Source organism: Pseudomonas sp. R4-39-08, assembly GCF_003852275.1.
GTDB lineage: Bacteria > Pseudomonadota > Gammaproteobacteria > Pseudomonadales > Pseudomonadaceae > Aquipseudomonas.
Map to the genome: position 1 here is coordinate 2,450,732 of NZ_CP027733.1, position 20,645 is coordinate 2,471,376.

Annotated in this window: 19 protein-coding genes and 2 pseudogenes; 4 read left to right on the plus strand and 17 right to left on the minus strand. The window is 60.7% G+C overall.

Going from position 1 to position 20,645, the window contains the following annotated elements; genetic code table 11:
* Positions 1-51: 51 nt before the first annotated feature.
* Positions 52-1,095, minus strand: coding sequence for an LLM class flavin-dependent oxidoreductase (locus tag C4J88_RS11300; RefSeq protein WP_124366690.1), 1,044 nt, complete (start codon positions 1,093-1,095; stop codon positions 52-54).
* 61 nt (positions 1,096-1,156) lie between these two features.
* Positions 1,157-1,642 carry a flavin reductase family protein gene (locus C4J88_RS11305; protein ID WP_124362446.1) on the minus strand — a complete coding sequence of 162 codons (486 nt, stop codon included), beginning with the start codon at positions 1,640-1,642 and terminating at the stop codon, positions 1,157-1,159.
* A gap of 317 nt (positions 1,643-1,959) precedes the next feature.
* On the opposite strand from C4J88_RS11305, the gene C4J88_RS11310 reads away from it, so the two are divergent.
* Positions 1,960-3,366, plus strand: coding sequence for a cytosine permease (locus C4J88_RS11310; protein ID WP_124406945.1), 1,407 nt, complete (start codon positions 1,960-1,962; stop codon positions 3,364-3,366).
* A 195-nt stretch (positions 3,367-3,561) separates the two neighbouring features.
* Here C4J88_RS11310 and C4J88_RS11315 read toward each other — a convergent pair whose 3' ends face one another.
* The 5 genes from C4J88_RS11315 to ribBA form a co-directional block, all read right to left on the minus strand.
* Positions 3,562-4,716 (minus strand): ABC transporter ATP-binding protein, encoded by a 1,155-nt coding sequence (locus C4J88_RS11315; protein WP_124406946.1) that lies wholly within the window; start codon positions 4,714-4,716, stop codon positions 3,562-3,564.
* A 17-nt stretch (positions 4,717-4,733) separates the two neighbouring features.
* The gene (locus C4J88_RS11320; RefSeq protein ID WP_124406947.1) at positions 4,734-5,543 is read right to left on the minus strand and encodes an ABC transporter permease; all 810 of its coding nucleotides are present in this window, start codon (positions 5,541-5,543) and stop codon (positions 4,734-4,736) included.
* A gap of 6 nt (positions 5,544-5,549) precedes the next feature.
* A complete protein-coding gene (locus C4J88_RS11325; RefSeq protein WP_164487653.1) occupies positions 5,550-6,467 on the minus strand; it encodes an ABC transporter permease in 918 nt (305 codons plus the stop codon).
* Positions 6,464-7,489 carry an ABC transporter substrate-binding protein gene (locus C4J88_RS11330; protein WP_124406948.1) on the minus strand — a complete coding sequence of 342 codons (1,026 nt, stop codon included), beginning with the start codon at positions 7,487-7,489 and terminating at the stop codon, positions 6,464-6,466. Before C4J88_RS11330 ends, C4J88_RS11325 begins: the two co-directional genes overlap by 4 nt.
* A gap of 178 nt (positions 7,490-7,667) precedes the next feature.
* A complete protein-coding gene (ribBA, locus tag C4J88_RS11335; RefSeq protein ID WP_124406949.1) occupies positions 7,668-8,774 on the minus strand; it encodes a bifunctional 3,4-dihydroxy-2-butanone-4-phosphate synthase/GTP cyclohydrolase II in 1,107 nt (368 codons plus the stop codon).
* 69 nt (positions 8,775-8,843) lie between these two features.
* On the opposite strand from ribBA, the gene C4J88_RS11340 reads away from it, so the two are divergent.
* Together C4J88_RS11340 and C4J88_RS11345 are read left to right on the plus strand one after the other, a co-directional pair.
* Positions 8,844-9,137: a DUF1330 domain-containing protein gene (locus C4J88_RS11340; RefSeq protein ID WP_124366697.1), complete on the plus strand. Its 294-nt coding sequence runs from the start codon at positions 8,844-8,846 to the stop codon at positions 9,135-9,137.
* Between the two features lie 445 nt (positions 9,138-9,582).
* Entirely contained in the window at positions 9,583-11,103 is a 1,521-nt protein-coding gene (locus tag C4J88_RS11345; protein WP_124406950.1) for an MFS transporter, read from the plus strand.
* Positions 11,104-11,202: 99 nt separating this feature from the next.
* Here the strand turns inward: C4J88_RS11345 and C4J88_RS11350 are convergent, their stop codons facing one another.
* The 10 genes and pseudogenes from C4J88_RS11350 to C4J88_RS11390 all read right to left on the minus strand — a co-directional run bounded on the left by C4J88_RS11350 (position 11,203) and on the right by C4J88_RS11390 (position 19,530).
* On the minus strand, positions 11,203-11,766 hold the full coding sequence (locus C4J88_RS11350) for an NUDIX hydrolase (protein WP_124406951.1): 564 nt from the start codon (positions 11,764-11,766) through the stop codon (positions 11,203-11,205).
* Positions 11,767-11,768: 2 nt separating this feature from the next.
* Positions 11,769-12,521 (minus strand): GntR family transcriptional regulator, encoded by a 753-nt coding sequence (locus tag C4J88_RS11355; RefSeq protein ID WP_057721964.1) that lies wholly within the window; start codon positions 12,519-12,521, stop codon positions 11,769-11,771.
* 23 nt (positions 12,522-12,544) lie between these two features.
* A complete protein-coding gene (locus C4J88_RS11360; protein WP_065883580.1) occupies positions 12,545-12,934 on the minus strand; it encodes a carboxymuconolactone decarboxylase family protein in 390 nt (129 codons plus the stop codon).
* 13 nt (positions 12,935-12,947) lie between these two features.
* Positions 12,948-13,433, minus strand: a complete 486-nt coding sequence (locus C4J88_RS11365) for a flavin reductase family protein (protein WP_124366705.1) — start codon at positions 13,431-13,433, stop codon at positions 12,948-12,950.
* A 12-nt stretch (positions 13,434-13,445) separates the two neighbouring features.
* Entirely contained in the window at positions 13,446-14,927 is a 1,482-nt protein-coding gene (locus tag C4J88_RS11370; protein WP_124366706.1) for an aldehyde dehydrogenase, read from the minus strand.
* On the minus strand, positions 14,924-15,757 hold the full coding sequence (locus C4J88_RS11375; RefSeq protein WP_124366707.1) for an alpha/beta fold hydrolase: 834 nt from the start codon (positions 15,755-15,757) through the stop codon (positions 14,924-14,926). The genes C4J88_RS11370 and C4J88_RS11375 overlap by 4 nt, the downstream gene beginning before the upstream one ends.
* A gap of 39 nt (positions 15,758-15,796) precedes the next feature.
* Positions 15,797-16,387, minus strand: coding sequence for an amino acid synthesis family protein (locus C4J88_RS11380; RefSeq protein ID WP_124366708.1), 591 nt, complete (start codon positions 16,385-16,387; stop codon positions 15,797-15,799).
* Positions 16,388-16,554: 167 nt separating this feature from the next.
* Positions 16,555-17,091 (minus strand): annotated as a pseudogene (locus tag C4J88_RS28050) (methyl-accepting chemotaxis protein); the annotation flags it as partial.
* 327 nt (positions 17,092-17,418) lie between these two features.
* A pseudogene (locus C4J88_RS28055) lies at positions 17,419-18,498 on the minus strand (cache domain-containing protein); the annotation flags it as partial.
* Positions 18,499-18,639: 141 nt separating this feature from the next.
* On the minus strand, positions 18,640-19,530 hold the full coding sequence (locus C4J88_RS11390) for a bestrophin family protein (protein WP_124362462.1): 891 nt from the start codon (positions 19,528-19,530) through the stop codon (positions 18,640-18,642).
* Positions 19,531-19,792: 262 nt separating this feature from the next.
* On the opposite strand from C4J88_RS11390, the gene C4J88_RS11395 reads away from it, so the two are divergent.
* Positions 19,793-20,644, plus strand: a complete 852-nt coding sequence (locus C4J88_RS11395; protein ID WP_177412812.1) for a hypothetical protein — start codon at positions 19,793-19,795, stop codon at positions 20,642-20,644.
* The last annotated feature ends 1 nt before the right edge of the window (position 20,645 follow it).

A 20,645-nucleotide genomic window follows, 5' to 3' on the forward strand; every position in this document is an offset into this window, starting at 1 on the left:
CGGGCAAGCCCGCTCCCATGATGTGGCTGATGAGCGGGCGCCTGCAGCCGGTCAACGAAACGCGGGTATCACCTGCTCGATAAACAGTGCCAGGGACTTCTTTTTCTCGGCATGGGGCAGGCTGTTGTCGCACCAGAAGCTGAACTCATCCACGCCCAGTTCCTGGTAGTACCGAATGCGCGGGATGATCTCTGCTGCGGTGCCGATCATTGCGGTTTTGTGCAGGCTCTCCAGTTCGAACTCTGGGCGTGCGGCGAACTTCTCTTCCGGGCTTGGCTCCAGGAAACCATTGACCGGCACGTTCTTGTTGCCGAACCAGGCATCGAAGGTGCGGTAGAACTTCGAGATCGCCTTGGCCCCGACTTCCCAGCCTTGCGGGTCATCAGCAGCGTGCACGTGGGTGTGACGCAGCACCATCAATTGTGGGCGGGGCACGCCAGGGTTGTTGTCCAGGGCGGCCTGGAATTTGTTTTTAAGGTCCAGGACTTCTTCGTCGCCCTTCATCAGCGGCGTGACCATGACGTTGCAGCCGTTGGCCACTGCAAAATTGTGGGAGTCGGGGTCGCGGGCGGCGATCCACATCGGTGGGGTGGGCTGTTGGATCGGCTTTGGCACGCTGGTGGAGGTGGGGAATTTCCAGATGTCGCCGTCATGGGCGTAGTCGCCTTTCCATAGGGCACGCACTACCGGCACCATTTCGCGCAGGGCCTGGCCGCCGCTCGAGGCGGGCATGCCGCCGGCCATGCGGTCGAATTCCACTTGGTAAGCACCACGGGCCAGGCCCACTTCCATGCGTCCGTTGCTGATCACGTCGAGCAACGCGCATTCCCCCGCCACCCGCAGCGGGTGCCAGAACGGCGCGATGATGGTGCCGGCGCCCAGGCGAATAGTGGTGGTCCTGGCCGCGAGGTAAGCCAGCAGCGGCATTGGACTTGGCGATATGGTGTATTCCATGGCGTGGTGCTCGCCAATCCACACGGTGCTGAAGCCACCGGCTTCGGCCATCAGGGTCAGCTCGGTCAAGTCTTCGAACAACTGACGGTGGCTGACGCTTTCATCCCAGCGTTCCATGTGTACGAACAGCGAAAATTTCATGACGCATACCTCGGATCTATTGTTATTTTCCGCGAAAAAAGAACGGCTTTGGCGGGGGGTATCAGGCAGGCACCGGCAGGGTACCCATCTTGCCGTGGCAATACACCAGGGGCCCATTGGGCTGTGTCGGCACGATCAGGTTCTTGACCGAGCCAACCATGATTGCGTGGTCGCCGCCTTCGTATTCGCGCCACAACTGGCATTCAATGACCGCCGTGGCGTTGGCCAGGATCGGATTGCCCAAAGCACTCAGGGTCCACTCGATGCCCTGGGCTTTGTCCTTGCCTTTGCGCGCAAAGGCATAGGCTTCGCTTTGCTGCCCGCCGGACAACACATGGATGGCGAAGCGCTTGTTCTTGATCAGTACGGGGTAGGAGTCAGAGCTGTAGTTGGGGCAGAAGAGCACCAGGGCCGGGTCCATGGACAGCGAGCTGAACGCACTGGCGGTGAGGCCGACGATTTGCCCGTCGTCGTCCAGCGTAGTAATCACGGTGACCCCGGACGGAAACGAACCCATCACTTGTTTGTAGATGGCGGCATCGATCATGGGATGGTCCTCTGCTATGAAGCGGGTTTTTAATTTTATAGGTCTGATGGTATACCGTAATACAGCAGTTGCAAGGGCTTTTTTGGACAGGGCGATAAACGTGTCTCTGACCACCAGAGCCCTCTATTACAGGGGTTTATCCTCTGGTAGCGGTTTTTCAAGGACCGGGATTACCGGATCAGAGGCGGGGCGAAAAAAGCGAATCAATCTTGTTAAATAGTTGGAATACCATAATATGGTGTTCATCTTGGGCGGCTGTAGAGCCCCCTCGGTTGGCGTCAAACAACTATAAGATCAGACAAACGCGAGTTATTCCTATGCCTCAGATGTCCCGGCAAGACCCCCTGATCGAGCATCATACGGTCGATTACGTCCCCCTCGCAGAGCGCCACGGGAAGGCCCGCGACCTGTTCACCTTGTGGTTCAGTACCAATATCGCGCCGCTGCCCATCGTCACCGGCGCGATGGTGGCCCAGGTGTTCCATCTCAACCTGCTGTGGGGGCTGCTGGCGATTGCCCTCGGGCATCTGTTGGGCGGTGTAGTGATCGCCCTTGCCTCGGCCCAGGGCCCGCGCATGGGCATCCCGCAGATGGTGCAGAGCCGCGGCCAGTTCGGGCGCTATGGCGCGTTGCTGATCGTGTTTTTCGCAGCGCTGATCTACATCGGCTTTTTCATTTCCAACATCGTGCTGGCCGGCAAATCCATCGTCGGCATCGTGCCCTCGGTCCCGGTGCCAGCGAGCATCCTGATCGGCGCTCTCAGCGCCACGGCCATCGGCGTGATCGGCTACCGCTTTATCCATGCCTTGAACCGCATCGGCACCTGGGTGATGGGCAGCGCGTTGCTCGCCGGTTTTGTCTACATCTTTGCTCACGACCTGCCGGCCGACTTCCTCACCCGCGGCGGTTTCAATGCCGCCGGATGGCTAGCCACGGTGTCGCTCGGGATCATCTGGCAGATCAGCTTCTCACCCTACACCAGCGACTATTCGCGTTACCTGCCGGCGGACATCGGCATCACCCGACCGTTTATTGCCACCTACCTGGGCGCAACGCTGGGCACCATCCTGTCGTTCGCCTTCGGCCTGGTGGCGGCACTGGCGACACCGGAAGGCACCGAAGCGATGGTCGCGGTCAAACAAGCCACGGGCGCGCTGGGGCCGATCCTGATGGTGCTGTTCCTGCTCAATATCATCAGCCACAACGCACTGAACCTGTACGGCGCAGTGCTTTCGATCATCACCTCGATCCAGACCTTCGCCAGCCACTGGACCCCCAGCATCAAGGTGCGCGTGGTGCTCTCGGGCATTATCCTCGCCGGTTGCTGTGTGGTGGCGCTGGGCGCGTCGGCGGACTTCATCGCGCAATTTATCGGGCTGATCCTCGCGCTGTTGCTGGTGCTGGTGCCGTGGGCCTCGATCAACCTGATCGATTTCTACGTGATCAAGCGCGGCGTGTACGACATTGCCTCAATCTTCCAGGCGGATGGCGGAGTCTATGGACGGTTCAACCTGCATGCGATCGTGGCGTATTTCATCGGGATCCTCGTGCAACTGCCGTTTGCCAATACGTCGTTGTATGTGGGGCCCTGGGCCAACCTGGTGGACGGGGCGGATTTGTCGTGGCTGGTGGGGTTGGCGGTGACGTGTCCGTTGTATTACTGCCTGGCGACACGCAAGCACACGCAGAACGTCCGAGCGGTGAAGCTGGGTTATTCGGACTGATCATCACGTCAAATCAAATACCCGGCGCTTGCCGGGTATTTTTTTGTAGTCGGTTTTTCCTGGCGACGTAGTCTGGATCATTTGGTACAGACTTGATGCGACGCTCCGATGGCGGAACGGCCAGCTACACACTAGCTGGCGGATATTCCGCTATCGGGAGCCAGCCGCTGCCACATGAAGCCTTCCTAGGCAGGCTCAATGCGCTCCGGCCGCCTTGTTCAAATCACTCTCCGCCCACTCCGTGTACACACACGCATCCGCCGTGGCCCAGCGCACCCGCACCGGGTCGCCGGCGTTGAGCGGCATGCCCGCCGCCGAGAGCGCCTTGACCGTCAGCGAAGTACCGCCGAGGGTCTTCACCGCGCAGGTCTGGCTCTCGCCCAGAAACAGCACCTCCCCGACAATCGCCGAGACCTCATTCCAGCCTGCGGCCAACGGTTGCTCGGCGGCCTGTTCGACGCTCAGCGCCAGGGCCTTTTCCGGGCGTACCATCAGCAATACATCCTGCTCGGTTTGCAGGCCGCTGGTCAGGCGGATCGACAGCGACTGGCCTTCGAACGACGCTGCCGCATTGCCCTGGGCCTTGAGCTTGAGGAAGTTGGAATTGCCCAGGAATGAGGCGACGAACGCGTTCGGCGGGTTCTGGTACAGGTCGAAACCACTGCCCAGGCCGACGATTTTGCCGTGGCTGAAAATCGCGATGCGCTGGGACAGGCGCATGGCTTCTTCCTGGTCGTGGGTCACGTAGACGATGGTGATGCCCAGGCGCCGGTGCAGCTGGCGCAGTTCGTCCTGCAAATCTTCACGCAGCTTCTTGTCGAGGGCGCCGAGGGGCTCGTCCATCAGCAGGATACGCGGCTCGTACACCAGCGCACGGGCGATGGCCACTCGCTGTTGCTGGCCACCGGAGAGTTGCGAAGGGCGGCGATGGGCGAACGGTTCCAGCTGTACCAGCTTGAGCATGGCGTCCACGCGTTTCTCGCGTTCGGCGCTGGCTAGTTTGCGGATGGCCAAGGGGAAGGCGATGTTGTCGCGCACCGACAAGTGCGGAAACAACGAGTAGCGTTGAAACACCATGCCGATGTCACGCTTGTGCGGCGGCACGTTGACCAGGGATTGCCCGCTCACCAGGATCTCGCCGCTGCTCGGCGTTTCAAAGCCGGCGAGCATCGACAGGGTGGTGCTCTTGCCCGAGCCGCTGGAGCCGAGGAAGGTGAGGAACTCGCCGTCCTGGATGTTCAGGGAAATGTTGTCCACGGCGGCAAAGTCGCCGTAGTACTTGTTCAGGTTACGCAGGCTGACCAGGGGTTGGCCGGGATTCTGCGCGACATCTTGGATCACTGCACTCATGTTCTGCTCCTGGGCGCTTAGGCGCTGGTTTCAGTGCGCCGACGAAGGGCGGCGGCGATCACCATGACCAGTACCGACAGGCCGATCAGCAACGTCGAGGCGACGGCGATCACAGGCGTCAGGTCCTGGCGCAGGGTGGTCCACATTTTGACGGGAAGGGTTTGCAGGGTTGGGCTGGCCATCATCACGCTGAGCACCACTTCGTCCCATGAGACAAGAAAGGCGAACAGCGCACCGGCGACCATCCCTGGGCGAATCGCCGGGAAGGTCACCTTGAACACCGCCTGCACGCGCGAGGCGCCGCAGATCACCGCGGCGTCTTCAATCGACTGGTCGAACAGCTTCAGCGAGTTGATGATTGAGATGATGGTGAACGGCAGCGCGACAATCACATGGCTGACCACGAAAGCGAACATCGTGCCGGTATAGCCGAGCTTGAGGAACAGCGCGTACACCGCCACGGCGATGATCACCAGCGGCACGATCATCGGCAGGGTGAACAGGCCGTAGAGCAGCTCGCGGCCGGGGAAGCGTCCGCGCACCAGGGCAAAGGCGGTCGGCAGGCCCAGCGCGACGGCGAACAGCGTGGTCAGCACCGCCACCTTGAGGCTGGCCATCGCCGCGCTCATCCAGTCGGGGTTGGAGAAGAACTGGCCGTACCATTTCAGTGTCCAGCCCGGTGGCGGGAACACCAGCCATTGCGACGAACCGAACGACAGCAACACGATAAACACGATCGGCAACAGCAGGAACAGGCCAATCAAACCGGTGGTGGTGTAGAGGCCCAGGCGCATCCTGCGGCTCATGGCGTTGGGGGTCAGGAGCATGACGGCTTACCTCGCGTTGCTGGCGCCAACCGGGGATTCCGGCTGGAGCTTCAGGTAGAAGTAGAACAGCACCAGCGTGATGAAAATCAGCAACGCCGCACCGGCACTGGCCAGGCCCCAATTGAGGAACGATTGCACCTGTTGAATGATGAACTCGGGCAGCATCATGTTCTGCGCACCGCCCAGCAGGGCCGGGGTGACGTAGTAACCGAGGGACATCACAAAAACCATCAACCCGCCGGAAAACAACCCCGGCCGGCACAGCGGCAGGAACACCCGGAAGAAGTTGGTCCAAGGGCTGGCGCCACAGATGGAGCCGGCCTGCAGGATCATCGGGTCGATGGCCTGCATGGTCGCCTGCAGCGGCAACACGATGAACGGAATCATGATGTAGCTCATGCCGATCACCACGCCGGTGAGGTTATGCACCATCTCCAGCGGTTGATCGATGATGCCCATGGCCATCAACGCCTTGTTGATTACCCCCGAGGCCTGCAGCAACACCAGCCAGGAATAGGTGCGGGCGAGCAGGCTTGTCCACATCGACAGCAGCACGATACTCAGGATCCAGCGGCCCCAGCCGCGCGGCACGAGGGTAATCGCCCAGGCGAGCGGAAAGCCCAGCAGCAGGCTGAACAGGGTCACCAGGCCGGCCACTGAAAAGGTATTGAGCAACACCCGCGCATAGGCCGAGTTGGCGAACAGCTGTTCATAGTTGCCAAGGCCCGGTACCGGCTCCAGTACGCCGCGCAGTAACAGGCCGATCAGCGGTGCCAGGAAGAACAGGCCGAGGAACAGCAGGGCCGGGATCAAGTTGCTCGACCCCCGCCAGCGTTGCGCCAGGGATAGCGCCCCGGCCTTGTGGGAAACCGCGTCGGCAGCGCCGAGGGCGCTCCCGGTCGGCGTGGTTGCCGTCATTTTCATTTGACTAGCCATTCATTCCACCGTGTCGCAATGGCCGGACCGTTCTTGGCCCAGTAGGCGAAATCGAGCGTGATCTGATCCTTGGCGTACGCCGTCGGCAGGTTGGGCGCCAGGACCGAATCCAGGCGCTGCACGCTGTCGATATTTACCGGAGCGTAGGCGGTCAGGTTGGAGAAATCCGCCTGGCCCTTGGCGCTGCTGGCACTGGCCAGAAACTTCATCGCGGCCGCTTTGTTTTTCGAGCCTTTAGGTACCACAAGAATGTCGGCCATCACCAGATTCTGTTTCCAACTCACGCCCACTGGTGCGCCATCTTCCTGCAAGGCGTGAATGCGGCCGTTCCAGAACTGGCCCATGCTGACTTCGCCGGAGGCCAGCAACTGTTGCGACTGCGCACCGCCGCCCCACCAGACGATGTCTTTCTTGATGGTGTCGAGTTTCTTGAAGGCGCGGTCCAGGTCCAGGGGGTAGAGCGTGGCGGCGGGTACGCCGTCGGCCAGCAGCGCCAGTTCAAGCACACCTGGGCTTGGCCATTTGTAGAGGGCGCGTTTGCCGGGGTAGGTCTTGGTGTCAAACAAGGCGCTCCAGTCCTGCGGTTTGCCGGTGCCGAGCTTGCCTTCGTTGTAGCCGAGCACGAAGGAGAAGAAGAACGAGCCGACGCCATGGTCGGAGACGAAACGCGGGTCGATCTTGTCGCGCTCGATCACCGAGAAGTCGAGGGGCTCGAGCAGGCCTTCGGCGGCGGCGCGCAGGGCGAAGTCGGCTTCGACATCCACCACGTCCCACTGTACGTTGCCGCTTTCGACCATGGCCTTGAGTTTGCCGTAGTCGGTGGGGCCGTCCTGGACGACGGTGATGCCGCTGGCCTTGCTGAAAGGATCGGCCCATGCCTGCTTCTGCGCATCCTGGGTGCTGCCTCCCCAACTGACGAAGTTGACACTTTCCGCCGCCAACGCCGCCTGGCTGGCCACGCTCAACAAACCCGCGAACAGCACCGCGGTTACACCTGTGTTCAACACCATTTTTACGCCCTCATTGTTGTGTTTATGAGCGGGGCTTGGAGTGCCCGCCTGTCGGGAGCAGTCGGTCCGGGAGACCTGATTCAGGTCGTCCGGCCTATGGAATATCATATTATGGTATTCCAATATTTGCGCAAGCACTTTGCCATACCGGCTATCCGCCGACGCTGGGTTTCCAGCCTCAGGTGAAGGGGATGCTTTCCACGACTTCCAGGTCGTAACCGGTCAAGCCTGCGTATTTCAGCGGTGGTCCGAGGTGGCGCAGTTTGCCCACGCCCAGGTCCTGCAATATCTGAGCGCCAGTACCCACTTCCGAGTAAATCCGTGACTGGGAGCGGTTGAACTGACGCGGCGCCTGGGTCAACTGCGGTACGCGTTCCAACAGTGCCTGGGACGACTCATGGTTGGCCAGCACCACCACCACGCCGCTGCCTTCTGCCGCCACGCGTTGCAGGGCGGCCCACAAGGTCCAGTTGGACGGCCCACTGTAGTCGGCACCGACCAGGTCGCGCAGCGGGTCGATCACGTGCACACGGACCAGCGCCGGCTCATCACGGCGCAGTTGGCCCATGACCATGGCCATATGCACGCCGCCGTCGATGCGGTCTTCAAAAGTGATCAGGCGGAAGGTGCCGTGCACTGTGGGCAGGTCGCGTTCGCCGATGCGTACCACGGTGCGTTCGGTGCTGAGGCGGTAGTGGATCAGGTCGGCGATAGTGCCGATCTTGATCCCGTGCTTGCGGGCAAAGGCTTCCAGCTCGGGACGACGGGCCATCGTGCCGTCGTCGTTCATCACTTCGACAATCACCGAGGCCGGTGTGTGCCCGGCCAGGCGCGCGAGGTCGCAGCCGGCTTCGGTGTGGCCGGCGCGGGTCAACACGCCGCCGTCCTTGGCGCGCAACGGGAAGATATGCCCCGGCTGCACGATGTCGGCCGGTCCGGCATTGCTGTCGACGGCCGCCGCCACGGTGCGTGCGCGATCGGCGGCGGAGATGCCGGTGGTCACGCCGGTGGCGGCTTCGATGGACACGGTAAACGCAGTGCTGAACACGCTGCCATTGCTGGGCACCATCTGCTCCAGGCCCAGGCGTTGGCAATGTTCATCGGTAAGGGTCAGGCAGATCAGGCCACGGGCTTCGCGGGCCATGAAGCTGATAGTCTCGGCGGTGCAGCACGCTGCAGGCAACAGCAGGTCGCCTTCGTTTTCCCGGTCTTCGTCGTCCACCAGAAGCACCATCTTGCCCTGGCGGTAGTCTTCGAGGATGTCTGCGATGCTGTTGAAGGGCATGGGGAGTGCTCTGTTTGTTGGTTGTATGTATTATGGTATACCACAAATTCTAAGCAAGAGGATGTCTCGATGAAGGCCTATTGGATTGCCCATGTGGATGTGTCCGATGCAGAGCAATACACCCAGTACACCCAGCGCGCGCCGGCTGCTTTCGCGAAGTTCGGCGGGCGATTTCTGGCCAGGGGCGGGCGCAGTGAGGCGCTGGAAGGCGGGCCTGTGCGGCAGCGCAATGTGGTGATTGAGTTTGAGAGCTATGAGCAGGCGGTGGCGTGCTATGAGTCTGTGGAATATCAGGAGGCAAAGGGGCATAGAGCGGGGGCGGGAGAGGCGCAGATCATTATTGTGGAAGGGCTGGCGCCCTAGGTCCCAAGTGTATGCCAATCAGATGCAGGAGGCCCATCCACAGTAACCTGCATTCAAATTCGAAATGAAAAGGCGACCTTTCAAAAGTCGCCTTTTTGTCATTGCTCGCATTTCTTGCTCGGCTGCCTGCAGCGCGCTCTGCATTTTTTTGCTCGCGGTCTTAAGCAGTGGCCGCCATCACAACCAGAATCAATAGCAAGTATCGGTATTCAGCGATCCGTATCAGGACGACTTGAGTTCGCTCAGCCGCTTTTTATGCGCGAGGAGAATTAAGGTGGGTAAGTTCTTACAGAAAATTCAGAATTTGTTTTGAATCTATGTGGGTTTGTAACAGCAATACAATGTGAAACAAATACTTCATGGTCTCGCAGCCTTACAAATTATAAAAAGCTCAGCATGCTCCTACAGGGGGACGGTTTTACGATTGTTTTATAAGGAGCCGATGATGTCATTGACGGCGGAAGATGTAACGCAGCAACCACGCTCCAGCCGGTGGATAGCTTTAGCGATATTGATGCTACCGGTCCTGCTCGTGACCGTGGATAACACTGTACTGGGTTTTGCCCTGCCGAAAATAGCCGAAGCCTTGCATCCCAGCGCCAGCCAGCAGCTATGGATGATTGATGCCTATTCATTGGTCTTGGCCGGACTGCTCATTTCCATGGGTAGCCTGGGTGATCGCAAAGGTCATCGAAAACTGCTGCTGATCGGCTCATTGGGATTTTGCGTAGTCTCCGTCATGACGGCTTACTCCGGTAATGCCGCGCAACTGATCGTCGGGCGCGCCTGCATGGGGATCTTCGGGGCCATGTTGATGCCTTCAACATTAGCCTTGATCCGTTCACTTTTCGAAGACCGGGAAGAGCGGCGGCTTGCCGTGGCTATTTGGGCAACGACCTTGACGGTCGGTTCTGCACTCGGTCCTTTGATCGGCGGCGTGCTACTGGAGTTCTTCAGCTGGGGATCGATTTTTCTGCTGGCGGTGCCGGTGCTGGTGCCATTATTGGTCCTCGGACCGTTGCTGTTACCCGAGTCTGAGCCAGATGGGTCGGGGCCGATGGATACCATAAGTACTGTGCAATCGATGGTGGCCCTCGGTGCGCTGGTGTATAGCATCAAGCACATCGCCAGTGCTGGTCCGGATGTGTTGGCACTGGTGGCCTTCAGTGTTGCTCTCGTCATCGGCTGGCTATTCGTGCGGCGGCAACTGCGCCTGCCAACGCCGTTGATGGACCTGAGCCTGTTTCGCAACAAAATGTTCAGCGGGTCGGTGGCCATCAACCTGATGAGTCTGGCGTTTCTGATCGGTTTTGTGTTTTTTTCCACTCAGTTCCTGCAAATCGTCCTGCGGATGTCTCCCCTCAACGCCAGCCTGGCGCTGATACCGGGCCAGGTTATGGCTATCGTCGTGGGGCTGCTGATAGTCCCGGTCGCCCAGCGAGTATCGGTCATTGTTTTGATTCCAATTTTGCTGGGTTTTATTGCTGCAGCCTTTTTGCTGGTTGCCGGCCTTGGTAGCAGCCTGACGATACTAGTGGTGGCATTTGCCTTGCTGAACATTGGAGTCGGCGCCATCGCCACGGTATCCAACGACGTGGTGCTGTCGGCCGTCCCCTCCACCAAAGCTGGAGCGGCTTCAGCCATCAGCGAGACTGCCTATGAAGTGGGTGTCGTGCTCGGTACCACCGTACTCGGCGGCATCGTCACCGCAAACTACCGCAGCACATTACAGCTGCCGGACTTCCTGACACCGCTGCAAATGCACTTGGCCAGCGAAACATTGGCAGGTGCCTACGCGGTATCGGCAACATTGACAGGAGATCAAGCCAATGAGGTGATGTATAACGCCAGACGAGCATTTGAAGGCGGTATCAGTTTGATGGCCTGGGCAACTTTCAGTTTGGCGGTGCTGGCGATCCTCATTGCCAGGTGCACATTGAAAAGCCCCAAAGCGGCTCCGGTATAGTGTAAGGGAGGGGCGGTGATCATTTTTTTGGTACTGTTATCGGGAGCAACGCGAATCGTCGCACCGCGCCTGCCACATTGAGACCGGTTTGACCTGGGCTCAGCGCATGAAGTGAATCTTGCCAATGTCATCATTCCCCATGTAGATGCCATACACCCCAGCCTGGCGTTCCTCGATGTAACGCTCGAGAATCTGCCGGATCGCCGGGTAGTAGATGCTATCCCACGGAATGTCCTCGGGGGCGAAGAATGTGTAGGCCAGGGTTTCCGGGCCGAACTGGCCGGTGATCTCTAGCGCGATGGCGCGGAAGATGATGTACACCTCGCTGATTTTCGGCACGCTGAAAATCGAGTAGGGCGACACGATCTCGGCGCGCACGCCGGTCTCTTCCCAGACTTCGCGCAACGCCGCTTCTTCGGTGGTTTCGCCACCTTCCATGAAGCCCGCCGGTAGCGTCCAGGTGCCGGGGCGCGGGGGGATTGCGCGCTGGCACAGCAGGTACTTGCCGTCCTGCTCGATGATGCAACCGGCGATGATCTTGGGGTTGATGTAGTGGATGTAGCCACAGCCCCGGCACATCAGGCGCTCGTGGGTGTCGCCCGGTGGCAGCTGGTGACCGAGGTCACGGCCGCCGCAGGTCGGGCAGAAGCTGGGGCTGGGCACGGTCAGTGACCTATGCGCGGTTCTTTGAGCGCAATAGGCAGGGTGATCTCGGGGAGCTTGCCGGTTTCTTCCTGTTTGCGCTTGAGGTAATCCAGGGCCACGGCTGCCGCTGCACGCACGTGATCGACGCAGGCCTGGTGGGCGGCCAGGGGGTCACCGCTCTTGATCGCCTGAACCATGCGTTCCATTTCCTGGTTGCTGGCGCCACGCCGGTTTTGCTGGGACACAGACGTCGCGCGCAGGTAGCTGATACGCGCCTGCAACTGGCGCAATTGAGTGGCGGCTACGTGATTGCCGCAGCCTTCGAGCAACACATCGTAGAACCCCTGCACGGAGTCGATCACTTGCTGCAGTTCGCCTTCCTTGAGAGCCTTGCGGTTTTCCTCAAGGGCTTTTTCCAGGGCCTTGATGTCCTTGGCCTTGGCGCGCAGGGTGAACAGCTGCACGATCAAGCCTTCGAGCACGCAGCGCAGTTCATAGATATCGACGGCATCGGCCAGGGTGATGATCGCCACCTGCGGGCCCTTGGCATCGGCGAATTCCACCAGGCCTTCGGACTCCAGGTGGCGCAAGGCTTCGCGCACCGACGTGCGGCTGACACCGAGGCGGTCACACAGGTCGCGCTCCACCAGGCGGTCACCGGGCAGTAGCTGGAAATTCATGATGGCGCTGCGCAGTTTCTCCAGCACGATTTCGCGCAGGGTGACCGGGTTGTGATTGACCTTGAAGCTATCGTCGAGGGGCGCGCGTTTCATGGGGTCTGCTCTGAATGTAGCGGTTAACTGGAGGCCTCGGCATCGGCTTCGGCGAAGGCTTCACGGGCCAGCCGGAAGCTGTCCACAGCAGCGGGAACCCCGCAGTAAATGCCGACCTGAAGCAGAATTTCGCGTATTTGTTCACGACTTAGCCCGTTGCGCAAGGCGCCACGCACGTGCAGCTTGAGTTCGTGAGGCCGATTGAGGGCCGAAATCATTGCCAAGTTTATCATGCTGCGTTCTTTAAGCGACAAACCCTCCCGGCCCCACACATGGCCCCAGCAGTACTCGGTGACCATCTCCTGCAGCGGTCGGGTGAAGTCGTCGGCGTTGTCGATTGAACGCTGTACATAGGCTTCACCCAAGACTTGGGTACGAATTTTCAGGCCCTGTTCATACTTGTCGTTGCTCATGCTTCAGCGCTCCTCAGGCCAGGGTCGGCAGTGGGCCCAGCTTGCCCTTGTGATAGATCATCGGCGTGACCGGCTGTGTGGGCAGGATCAGGTTCTTCACCGCACCGACAATGATCGCGTGGTCGCCGCCGTCGTATTCGCGCCACAACTCGCACTCGATGATGGCCGTGGCGTTGGCCAGCAGCGGGTTGCCCAGCTCGCTGAGATGCCACTCGATGCCCTTGGCCTTTTCCTTGCCTTTGCTGGCGAAGGCATAGGCTTCGGCGGTCTGGCCGGCGGATAGCAGGTGGATCGCGAAGCGCTTGCTGTCGCGCAGGATCGGGTAGGTGTCCGACGCGTAGTTGGGGCAGAACAGCACCAGGGCCGGGTCGATCGACAGCGCACTGAAGGCGCTGGCGGTGATGCCGACGATGCCGCCGTCCGGGTCGAGGGTGGTGACCACCGTGACGCCCGAAGGAAACGAGCTCATGACGTCTTTGTAAATGCCGGGTTCGATCATGGTTGTGGTCTCTTAACGCATCACAAAGGGATCAGGCATGGGCGCCTGGGAGAGGTTGATCCACACCGTCTTCAGCTCGGTGTAGGCGAGCACCGAATCGATGCCGCTTTCGCGTCCATAGCCGCTGTTCTTGAAGCCGCCGATGGGCGCCATGGCCGAGACGGCGCGGTAGGTGTTGACCCAGATGATCCCCGAGCGCACATCGCGTGCCAGGCGATGGGCGCGGCCGAGGTCACGGGTCCAGATGCCGGCGGCGAGGCCGAACTGCGAGTCGTTGGCGATGGCCAGGGCCTGGGCTTCGTCCTTGAAACGGATCACCGAAGCCACTGGGCCGAACACTTCTTCCTGCATGATCTTCATCGAATTGGTGTCGCACTCGAACAGCGTCGGCTCATAGAACCAGCCTTCGCCGAGGTTCTGCGGGCGCTTGCCACCGGTGCGCAGGCGCGCGCCTTCAGCGATGGCATCCGCCACCAGGCCTTCGACCACGGCCAGTTGCTGGGCGGTGGCCATGGGGCCCATCTCGCTGGCGTCGTCCTGCGGGTTGCCGATGCGAATGCGTTGGGCGCGTTCAACCAGGCGCTCGACGAACTCGTCGTAGATTTCATCCTGCACCAGCAGGCGCGAACCGGACACGCAGCTTTGCCCTGACGCCGCGTAGATCCCGGCGATTGCACCGTTGATGGCGCTGTCGAGGTCGGCGTCGGCAAAAATGATATTCGGCGATTTGCCGCCCAGTTCCAGCGACAGCTTGGCGAAGTTCTCCGCGCTGCTGCGCACCACATGCCGTGCCGTGGCCGCGCCGCCGGTAAAGGCGATCTTGCGTACCAGCGGGTGGCGGGTAAGGGCGGCGCCGGTGCTCGGGCCGTAGCCGGTCACCACGTTGACCACGCCTGGTGGAATCCCGGCTTCCAGCGCCAGGCGCGCCAGCTCCAGGACGGTTGCCGAAGCGTGCTCCGAGGGTTTGATCACGATGGTATTGCCCGCCGCCAGGGCCGGCGCGAGTTTGATCGCCGTCAGGTACAGCGGGCTGTTCCACGGAATGATCGCGGCGACCACGCCCATGGCTTCGTGGACCGTGTAGGCGAACAGGTCCGGTTTGTCCAGCGGCAAGGTGCCGCCTTCGAGCTTGTCGGCCAGGCCTGCGGTGTAGTGGAAGAACTCCGGCAGATAGCTCACCTGGCCACGGGTCTCGCGGATCAGTTTGCCGTTGTCGCGGCTTTCCAGCTGCGCCAGTTGTTCTGTGTTTTCGGCGATCAAGTCACCCAGGCGGCGCAGCAATTTGCCCCGTGCTGTGGCGCTGAGGCTGCGCCAGGCCGGGCTATCGAAAGCCGATTGCGCGGCCTGTACGGCGCGGTCCACGTCGGCTTCATCGGCATCGGGCAATTGCGCCCAGGGTTCGGCCAGGGCCGGGTTGAGGCTTTCGAAAGTCTTGCCGGACAGGGCATCGACCCATTCACCGCCGATGCACATCTGGAAGCGTGCGAGTGTCATGCAACGATCCCCTTTATTGGATTGTTTTGGGCGTACACGGTGTCGAGGAACCCCAGCAGCAGGCTATTGACCAGGCGCGGTGATTCCACCGGCATCATATGCCGTTGCTCGGCCAGCACCGCAACCGTGGCGCCGGGAATACGGTCGGCCAGTTGCCGGGCCATTTCCGGCGTCGAGCCGGGGTCCAGTTCGCCGGTGGCGACCAGGGTAGGCACGCGCAACCCCTTGAGGTCGTCGGCGCGGTACATGTCCTGGGTCGCAAACAGCTCGTAGGTGGTGAGGTAGCCCTGGGGGTCGTTGCCTGCCAGGGTCTGGCGCAACGCGGCGATTTGCGCCGGGTTGGCCGCCTGGTATTCACGGCTGAACCAGCGCGACAGCGCCGCTTCCGCATTCGCATCCGGCCCGTGCTCGGCGGCCTGGGCCGTGCGTGCGATCACGCCGGCACGCTGCTCGGGGCTGCGGTTGAATACACTATTGAGCACCACCAGGCTTTTGAGACGGTCGGGGTAATGCAGGGCAAACGCCCGTGCCACCAGGCCGCCCATGGAAAACCCGATTACCGTGGCCTGGGGCAGTTGCAGGTGGTCGAGCAGCTCCAGCAACTGGTCCGCATAGCCGAGCAACGGCGTGCCGGCGGCCGGGCGCGGGCTGGCGCCATGGCCGAGCATGTCATAGCTGATCACATGGTAATTGGTGGCCAGGCCAACGATTTGCCCGCCCCACATTTCTTTGTTCAGGCCCACGCCGTGGATCAAAACCACAGGCTGGCCTTGGCCGGTCGCCAGGTAACTGGTACCTGCCGGGGTGCGTTCAGCGGTGAGCCGAATCATGGAGCGCTCCTGCATGCTTTTTGTTATGGCCGGTGTCGCTTACTGGGCTTTTTCAGCCGCCAGCTCTTCCAGGTCGATGTAACGGTTGCCGATCCGTGGGTGCAGGCGACCGCCATCGGCGCAGCCCAGCACGACGACGATTTCGTCAGCGCGCGGCGCGTCTTCGATTTGCATTTCCAGGGTGATGTAGTGCGAACGCAGGCCTTCGTCGTCCTTGTGCATCATTGGAATCTGGATCGAGGTACCCGGGCCGCCGCGCTTGTTGGTGAAGCTCAGGTAGCTTTTGGCCTTGACGGCGTCACGGTAGTGGTTGCCGAAGCGCAGGGTATGGATGATCGCACTCGCATGTTCGATCTCGCCATCGGCGCCTACCACGGCCGCTTTGCCGTAGGCCTCGATCTTGTCGGCACCGCCGATGATGCCCACCAGGCGCTCGACCATCAGCGCGCCGAGGTCGGAGCAGTTAGCGCGGATCTCCGGCTTCAGGTCTTCGACGAAACCACGGCCCAGCCAGGGGTTTTTCAGTACCACGGCCAGGCCGACCATTTTCACGGGCGTGTCGGAGGCTTTGCCGCCCTCGATAAAGGTCTCTTCTACATAACTGACGATCTTGCGGATTTCGAAACTCATGGGCTGCTCCGTCTAAGTGAAGGTCTGCGTATGATGGTATACCATAATACGAGAAGCGCAATAGGCGTGCGGCAAGATCCCAGGCAAGCGTGCGTGGGTTTGTTGAGGAGGGGGGTTATGCAGCGATCAGGCGGTGAAGGGCTCACCGCCTGTCTTGGGAGAGGACGTCAGAACTTGAAGCGGCCCACCAGGCCGTTGAGCTGACCGGAGATGTCGGTCAAACGCCCCGACCCGCTCTGCGCCGTATGCGCAAACTCTTCAACCAACTGCGCATCGGCATGAATCTGTGCGATGTGCCGGTTGATCTCTTCGGCCACTTGGTGCTGCTCTTCGGCGGCGGTGGCGATCTGGGTGTTCTGGTCGCGAATCGAGTCCACCGAACCGCGAATCTTGTCAAAGCTGTCGCGGGCCTGCTGGATGCGTTCCACGCTGGTGTGCGACCCCTGCAGGCTGCTTTGCATCTGCTGGGTGACTTCCTTGGTGCGGCGGGCGAGATTGCCCAGCAGGCTGTCGATCTCGCCGGTGGAGTCGGCGGTGCGGCGGGCGAGGGCGCGGACTTCGTCGGCGACCACGGCGAACCCTCGGCCCTGATCGCCGGCGCGTGCGGCTTCAATCGCAGCGTTGAGTGCCAGCAGGTTGGTCTGTTCGGCAATCGAGCGGATGGTGTCGAGGATGGCGTTGATGTTCTGGCTGTCTTGTTCGAGCAACTGCATGGTCTGCGTGGATTTCTGCAGGTCTTCGCTGAGCTTGAGCACGCTGCCGGTGGCTTCGCCGATGTGCTGCTGGCCGTTGTGTACGTCGCGATAGCCTTCGTCGGCACTCGACGCGGCGGCGCTGCACGAGCGCGCCACTTCATTGGCGGTGGCCACCATTTCGTTGAAGGCGGTGCTCACCAGTTCCACGGCTTCGCGTTGGCGGCCGGCGGCCTGGTTCATGTTATTGGCCACTTCACGGGTGTCGGCGGCGGCGGTTTGCAGGTCCGAAGACGCGTTGCCGATGCGCTGCACCAACTGGGCGATCATGCTCAGGAACTGGTTGAACCAACCGGCCAGGCTGGCGGTTTCGTCCTTGCCCTGCACCTTGAGCTGGCGCGTGAGGTCGCCTTCACCTTCGGCAATTTCCTGCAGGCCGTCGGCCACGCCGCGAATCGGACGCACGATCACGCGGGCGAAACTGGCGCCGACGATGGCGAATACCGCCGCCAAGACGGCGGCGATGGCGGCGATCAACCACGTCAGGCGGGTGGCGCCCGCCATCACTTCGTCACGCTTGATCAGGCCGATAAAGCGCCAGCCCAGGTCTTTGGAGCTGACCACGTTGGCCATATAGGCCACGCCGTCGATGTCGATCCGGGTCACGCCGTCGCCGCCCTTGGCCAGTTCGGCGTAGTTGGGCCCCAGGTCGGCCAGGGGCTTGAAGTTGTGCTTGGCGTCGCTGGGGTCTACCAGCACGTTGCCGTTGCCTTCCACCAGCATCAGGTAGCCGCTGTCGCCCAGCTTGATGGTGCGCACCAGTTCGGTGAGCTGCTTGAGCGACACGTCCAGGCCGACCACGCCAAGGATATTGCCAGTGGTGTCGGCGACGGTATGCACGGTACCGATCAGCACCACATCGTCCGGTGCCCAGTAATAGGCACCGGTGCGCACGGTCTTGCCCGGCGCAGCAATGGCCGCCTGGTACCAGGGGCGCACGCGTGGGTCGTAGTTAGTCAGTTTGGCGTCGTCCGGCCAGCTGGCGTAGCCGCCGTCGCGCAGGCCCAGGGACAGGTAGGCAGTGCTGGGATGGCTTTTGGCGAACTGGTCGAAAATCGCCAGCAGTTCGGTGTTGGTGGGTGTGAGCGGGATTTGCGCGGCGTCCGCGCTGGCGTAGCTCTTCAGGTCCTTGGCCGCGATAACGCGCGGGTCCTTGGCCACGTACTCGACGTTCTGGCTGATGCCGTCGAAAAACTGCTTCATGCCATTGTCGATCTGGCGGATCTCGCGGCCGCTGCTGTCGAGAAAGTTGGCAAGGGCTCCTTCACGCACATTCAGCACCACGATCATCGCGACCAGGATGACCGGAAGGCACGCGATGGCCGCAAACGCCCATGTCAGCTTCTGCTTGATATTCATGACTTCACCCGCGGGTATTTATAGTTTTGGCAAGGAGAAAACGGTCGTGCAGTGCGTCGCATGCGTTTTTATAAAGACAAAAGGCCATGCGTACCCTCGGTTTATCGACCGAGGGCGCTGGCACTTGAGGGGCGGGGGCAATCAGCCGATCTGGTCACCGGCCAGGGCGTCACGGCGCATCGACTGCAGGTTCTTCTCGATGGTTTCGCAGATCGCTTCCATTTGAATCTGATGTTCACTGGAGCGAAACGGGCTTTGCAGGTCGGTACCGATGCGTTCGATGGCCAGCAGCATGAAACCCACCACCGTGGACGCCAGCGGGGTGAACCAGCCGAGGGATTCCACCAGGCCCACGGGCACGATCAGGCAGAACAGCGAGATGAACAGACGTGGAAAATACACGTAAGGGTAGGGCAGCGGCGTGTTGGCGATCCGCTCCATGCCGCCCTGGGCGTTGGACAGGTCCACCAGGGTCGACTCCAACCGCGCCAGGCGGATGCTGTCCAGATGACCGGCCTTGTATTCCCGGGCCAGCAATGCAGCTGAGCCAGTGAGAATGTCGTTGGCGAAGTTGTTGGTTGCGCCATTGCGGGCGAATTCCGCGTCAGGGATGAACGCGCGCACTTCCTCCGGGCAGGGCTCGCCCTTGAGGTGCGCGGCCAGGCAATTCACATAGGCCACATGACGACGCAACAGCGTGGATTTGATCGGGTTCACTTCGCTGTCGGGATCGTCCAGCAGGGTCAGTACCTGGCGGGCGAAGCTGCGCGAGTTGTTGACCATCGAGCCCCATAAGGTGCGCGCTTCCCACCAGCGGTTGTAGGCGCTGCTGTTACGGAAACTGATCAACACCACCAGTGCCGAACCCAGCAAGGTCAGGGGCATCAGCGGCAGGTTGATCTTGGAGTTGAGGAACAGCATGAAATCCACCGTGACGGCGATATCCCACAGCAACAGCCAGAACAGGGCCCAGCCCACATAGCCCATGGTCTTGATGATCAGGCGGTATTTCTTGAGAAGGGCAGCTTTCAAACGAGAACCTCGCGGCGTGCGGTTGGCAACAGTGCCAGGTTACGACGCCGTAGACGGGTGAAGGTTCGCCTGACGGGACCCGGTTCGGGAAATCTGGAACAACTTTGGTACTGATGTCGTCTGGCGCGGCAATCGCTGTACATTGCGCCGAGGCAAAAAGCCATTAACCGCAGGGTTTACCACGTGATTTGTTTTGGGGCCGGGCTGCAGGGATTTCGTAGCTGAGATCAGTGGAATCAAGTTGGATGATCAGGGCTCTTTCATGCATGTCAGTTCGTTGAAGTCGGCTATGTGTAATACCGCGCAAGCGCTCGAACGTCATAGGGATTTTGAATCGTGCTTGAGAGCGCATTACCACGTGCTGCTCGTGCCCTATTCCAGACGACCGTTTTTCTATAAGAGTGCACTTAAATACAGCCGTTTGATGGTGTCGTTTGCGTTATTGAGCGAGTACTTCGCCACACCGCTGCCGTTGTTGTCCGAAGTAAAAAACCTGTGCGTCACGCGCAGGTATTGTTCGAAAAACAGCCTGGAATCGATCTTTCTGTTGTTTCGTGCGCTGGGCTTCATGGAGGTTGCGCCGCACCCCGAAGACAGTCGCTTCAGGGTGTATGCGCCCTCCGACGAAGCCTGCCGTGAAGCGCGCCTGATGTTGACCTCACTCACGGAGTCGTTGGCGCGGCTGTACCCCGAGAGGGCGATTTTTCAACAATTGCGCGAGTTGGATGACCGCGGTTTCCTGGCCCTTTACTTCAAGGGGTTTGCCATCATTCTCGACGCCGACCTCACGGTCGATGTATTGCTGCCCGAGTGTTACTGGCTGGTGAAAAGAGACGCCGGGCACCTGTTGATGCTGGCCATTTATAACGATGCCTTTGCGCCGGAAAATGATCGGGCAACGTTCAGGTCATCTTCGTATCTGGCATTGGCCAAGCAACTTTCGGTGTCCAAGACCCACATTATTCGAATGGTGCAGGAGGGCGTGGAAAAAGGCTATTTCAAAGCGCACTCCAAGACCCGGCTGGAAGTTTTGCCGCCCTTTGTCAGCCTGGTAAAGCGGTTCATGGCCTTTTCATTTGCGGTTGGCCTGCATGCTATTGAAATGGGAGCGTAGG

Bases quoted from the DNA above. Each gene is read 5' to 3' on its own strand.
- ribBA (WP_124406949.1), bottom strand. From the start codon at position 8,774: ATGCCCTTCAACAGCATCGCAGACATCCTCGAAGACTACCGCCAGGGC.
- C4J88_RS11370 (WP_124366706.1), bottom strand. From the start codon at position 14,927: ATGACACTCGCACGCTTCCAGATGTGCATCGGCGGTGAATGGGTCGAT.
- C4J88_RS11340 (WP_124366697.1), top strand. From the start codon at position 8,844: ATGAAGGCCTATTGGATTGCCCATGTGGATGTGTCCGATGCAGAGCAA.
- C4J88_RS11380 (WP_124366708.1), bottom strand. From the start codon at position 16,387: ATGAGTTTCGAAATCCGCAAGATCGTCAGTTATGTAGAAGAGACCTTT.
- C4J88_RS11305 (WP_124362446.1), bottom strand. From the start codon at position 1,642: ATGATCGATGCCGCCATCTACAAACAAGTGATGGGTTCGTTTCCGTCC.
- C4J88_RS11315 (WP_124406946.1), bottom strand. From the start codon at position 4,716: ATGAGTGCAGTGATCCAAGATGTCGCGCAGAATCCCGGCCAACCCCTG.
- C4J88_RS11320 (WP_124406947.1), bottom strand. From the start codon at position 5,543: ATGCTCCTGACCCCCAACGCCATGAGCCGCAGGATGCGCCTGGGCCTC.
- C4J88_RS11310 (WP_124406945.1), top strand. From the start codon at position 1,960: ATGCCTCAGATGTCCCGGCAAGACCCCCTGATCGAGCATCATACGGTC.
- C4J88_RS11355 (WP_057721964.1), bottom strand. From the start codon at position 12,521: ATGAAACGCGCGCCCCTCGACGATAGCTTCAAGGTCAATCACAACCCG.
- C4J88_RS11330 (WP_124406948.1), bottom strand. From the start codon at position 7,489: ATGGTGTTGAACACAGGTGTAACCGCGGTGCTGTTCGCGGGTTTGTTG.
- C4J88_RS11375 (WP_124366707.1), bottom strand. From the start codon at position 15,757: ATGATTCGGCTCACCGCTGAACGCACCCCGGCAGGTACCAGTTACCTG.
- C4J88_RS11395 (WP_177412812.1), top strand. From the start codon at position 19,793: ATGCATGTCAGTTCGTTGAAGTCGGCTATGTGTAATACCGCGCAAGCG.
- C4J88_RS11345 (WP_124406950.1), top strand. From the start codon at position 9,583: ATGTCATTGACGGCGGAAGATGTAACGCAGCAACCACGCTCCAGCCGG.
- C4J88_RS11360 (WP_065883580.1), bottom strand. From the start codon at position 12,934: ATGAGCAACGACAAGTATGAACAGGGCCTGAAAATTCGTACCCAAGTC.
- C4J88_RS11365 (WP_124366705.1), bottom strand. From the start codon at position 13,433: ATGATCGAACCCGGCATTTACAAAGACGTCATGAGCTCGTTTCCTTCG.
- C4J88_RS11300 (WP_124366690.1), bottom strand. From the start codon at position 1,095: ATGAAATTTTCGCTGTTCGTACACATGGAACGCTGGGATGAAAGCGTC.
- C4J88_RS11325 (WP_164487653.1), bottom strand. From the start codon at position 6,467: ATGAAAATGACGGCAACCACGCCGACCGGGAGCGCCCTCGGCGCTGCC.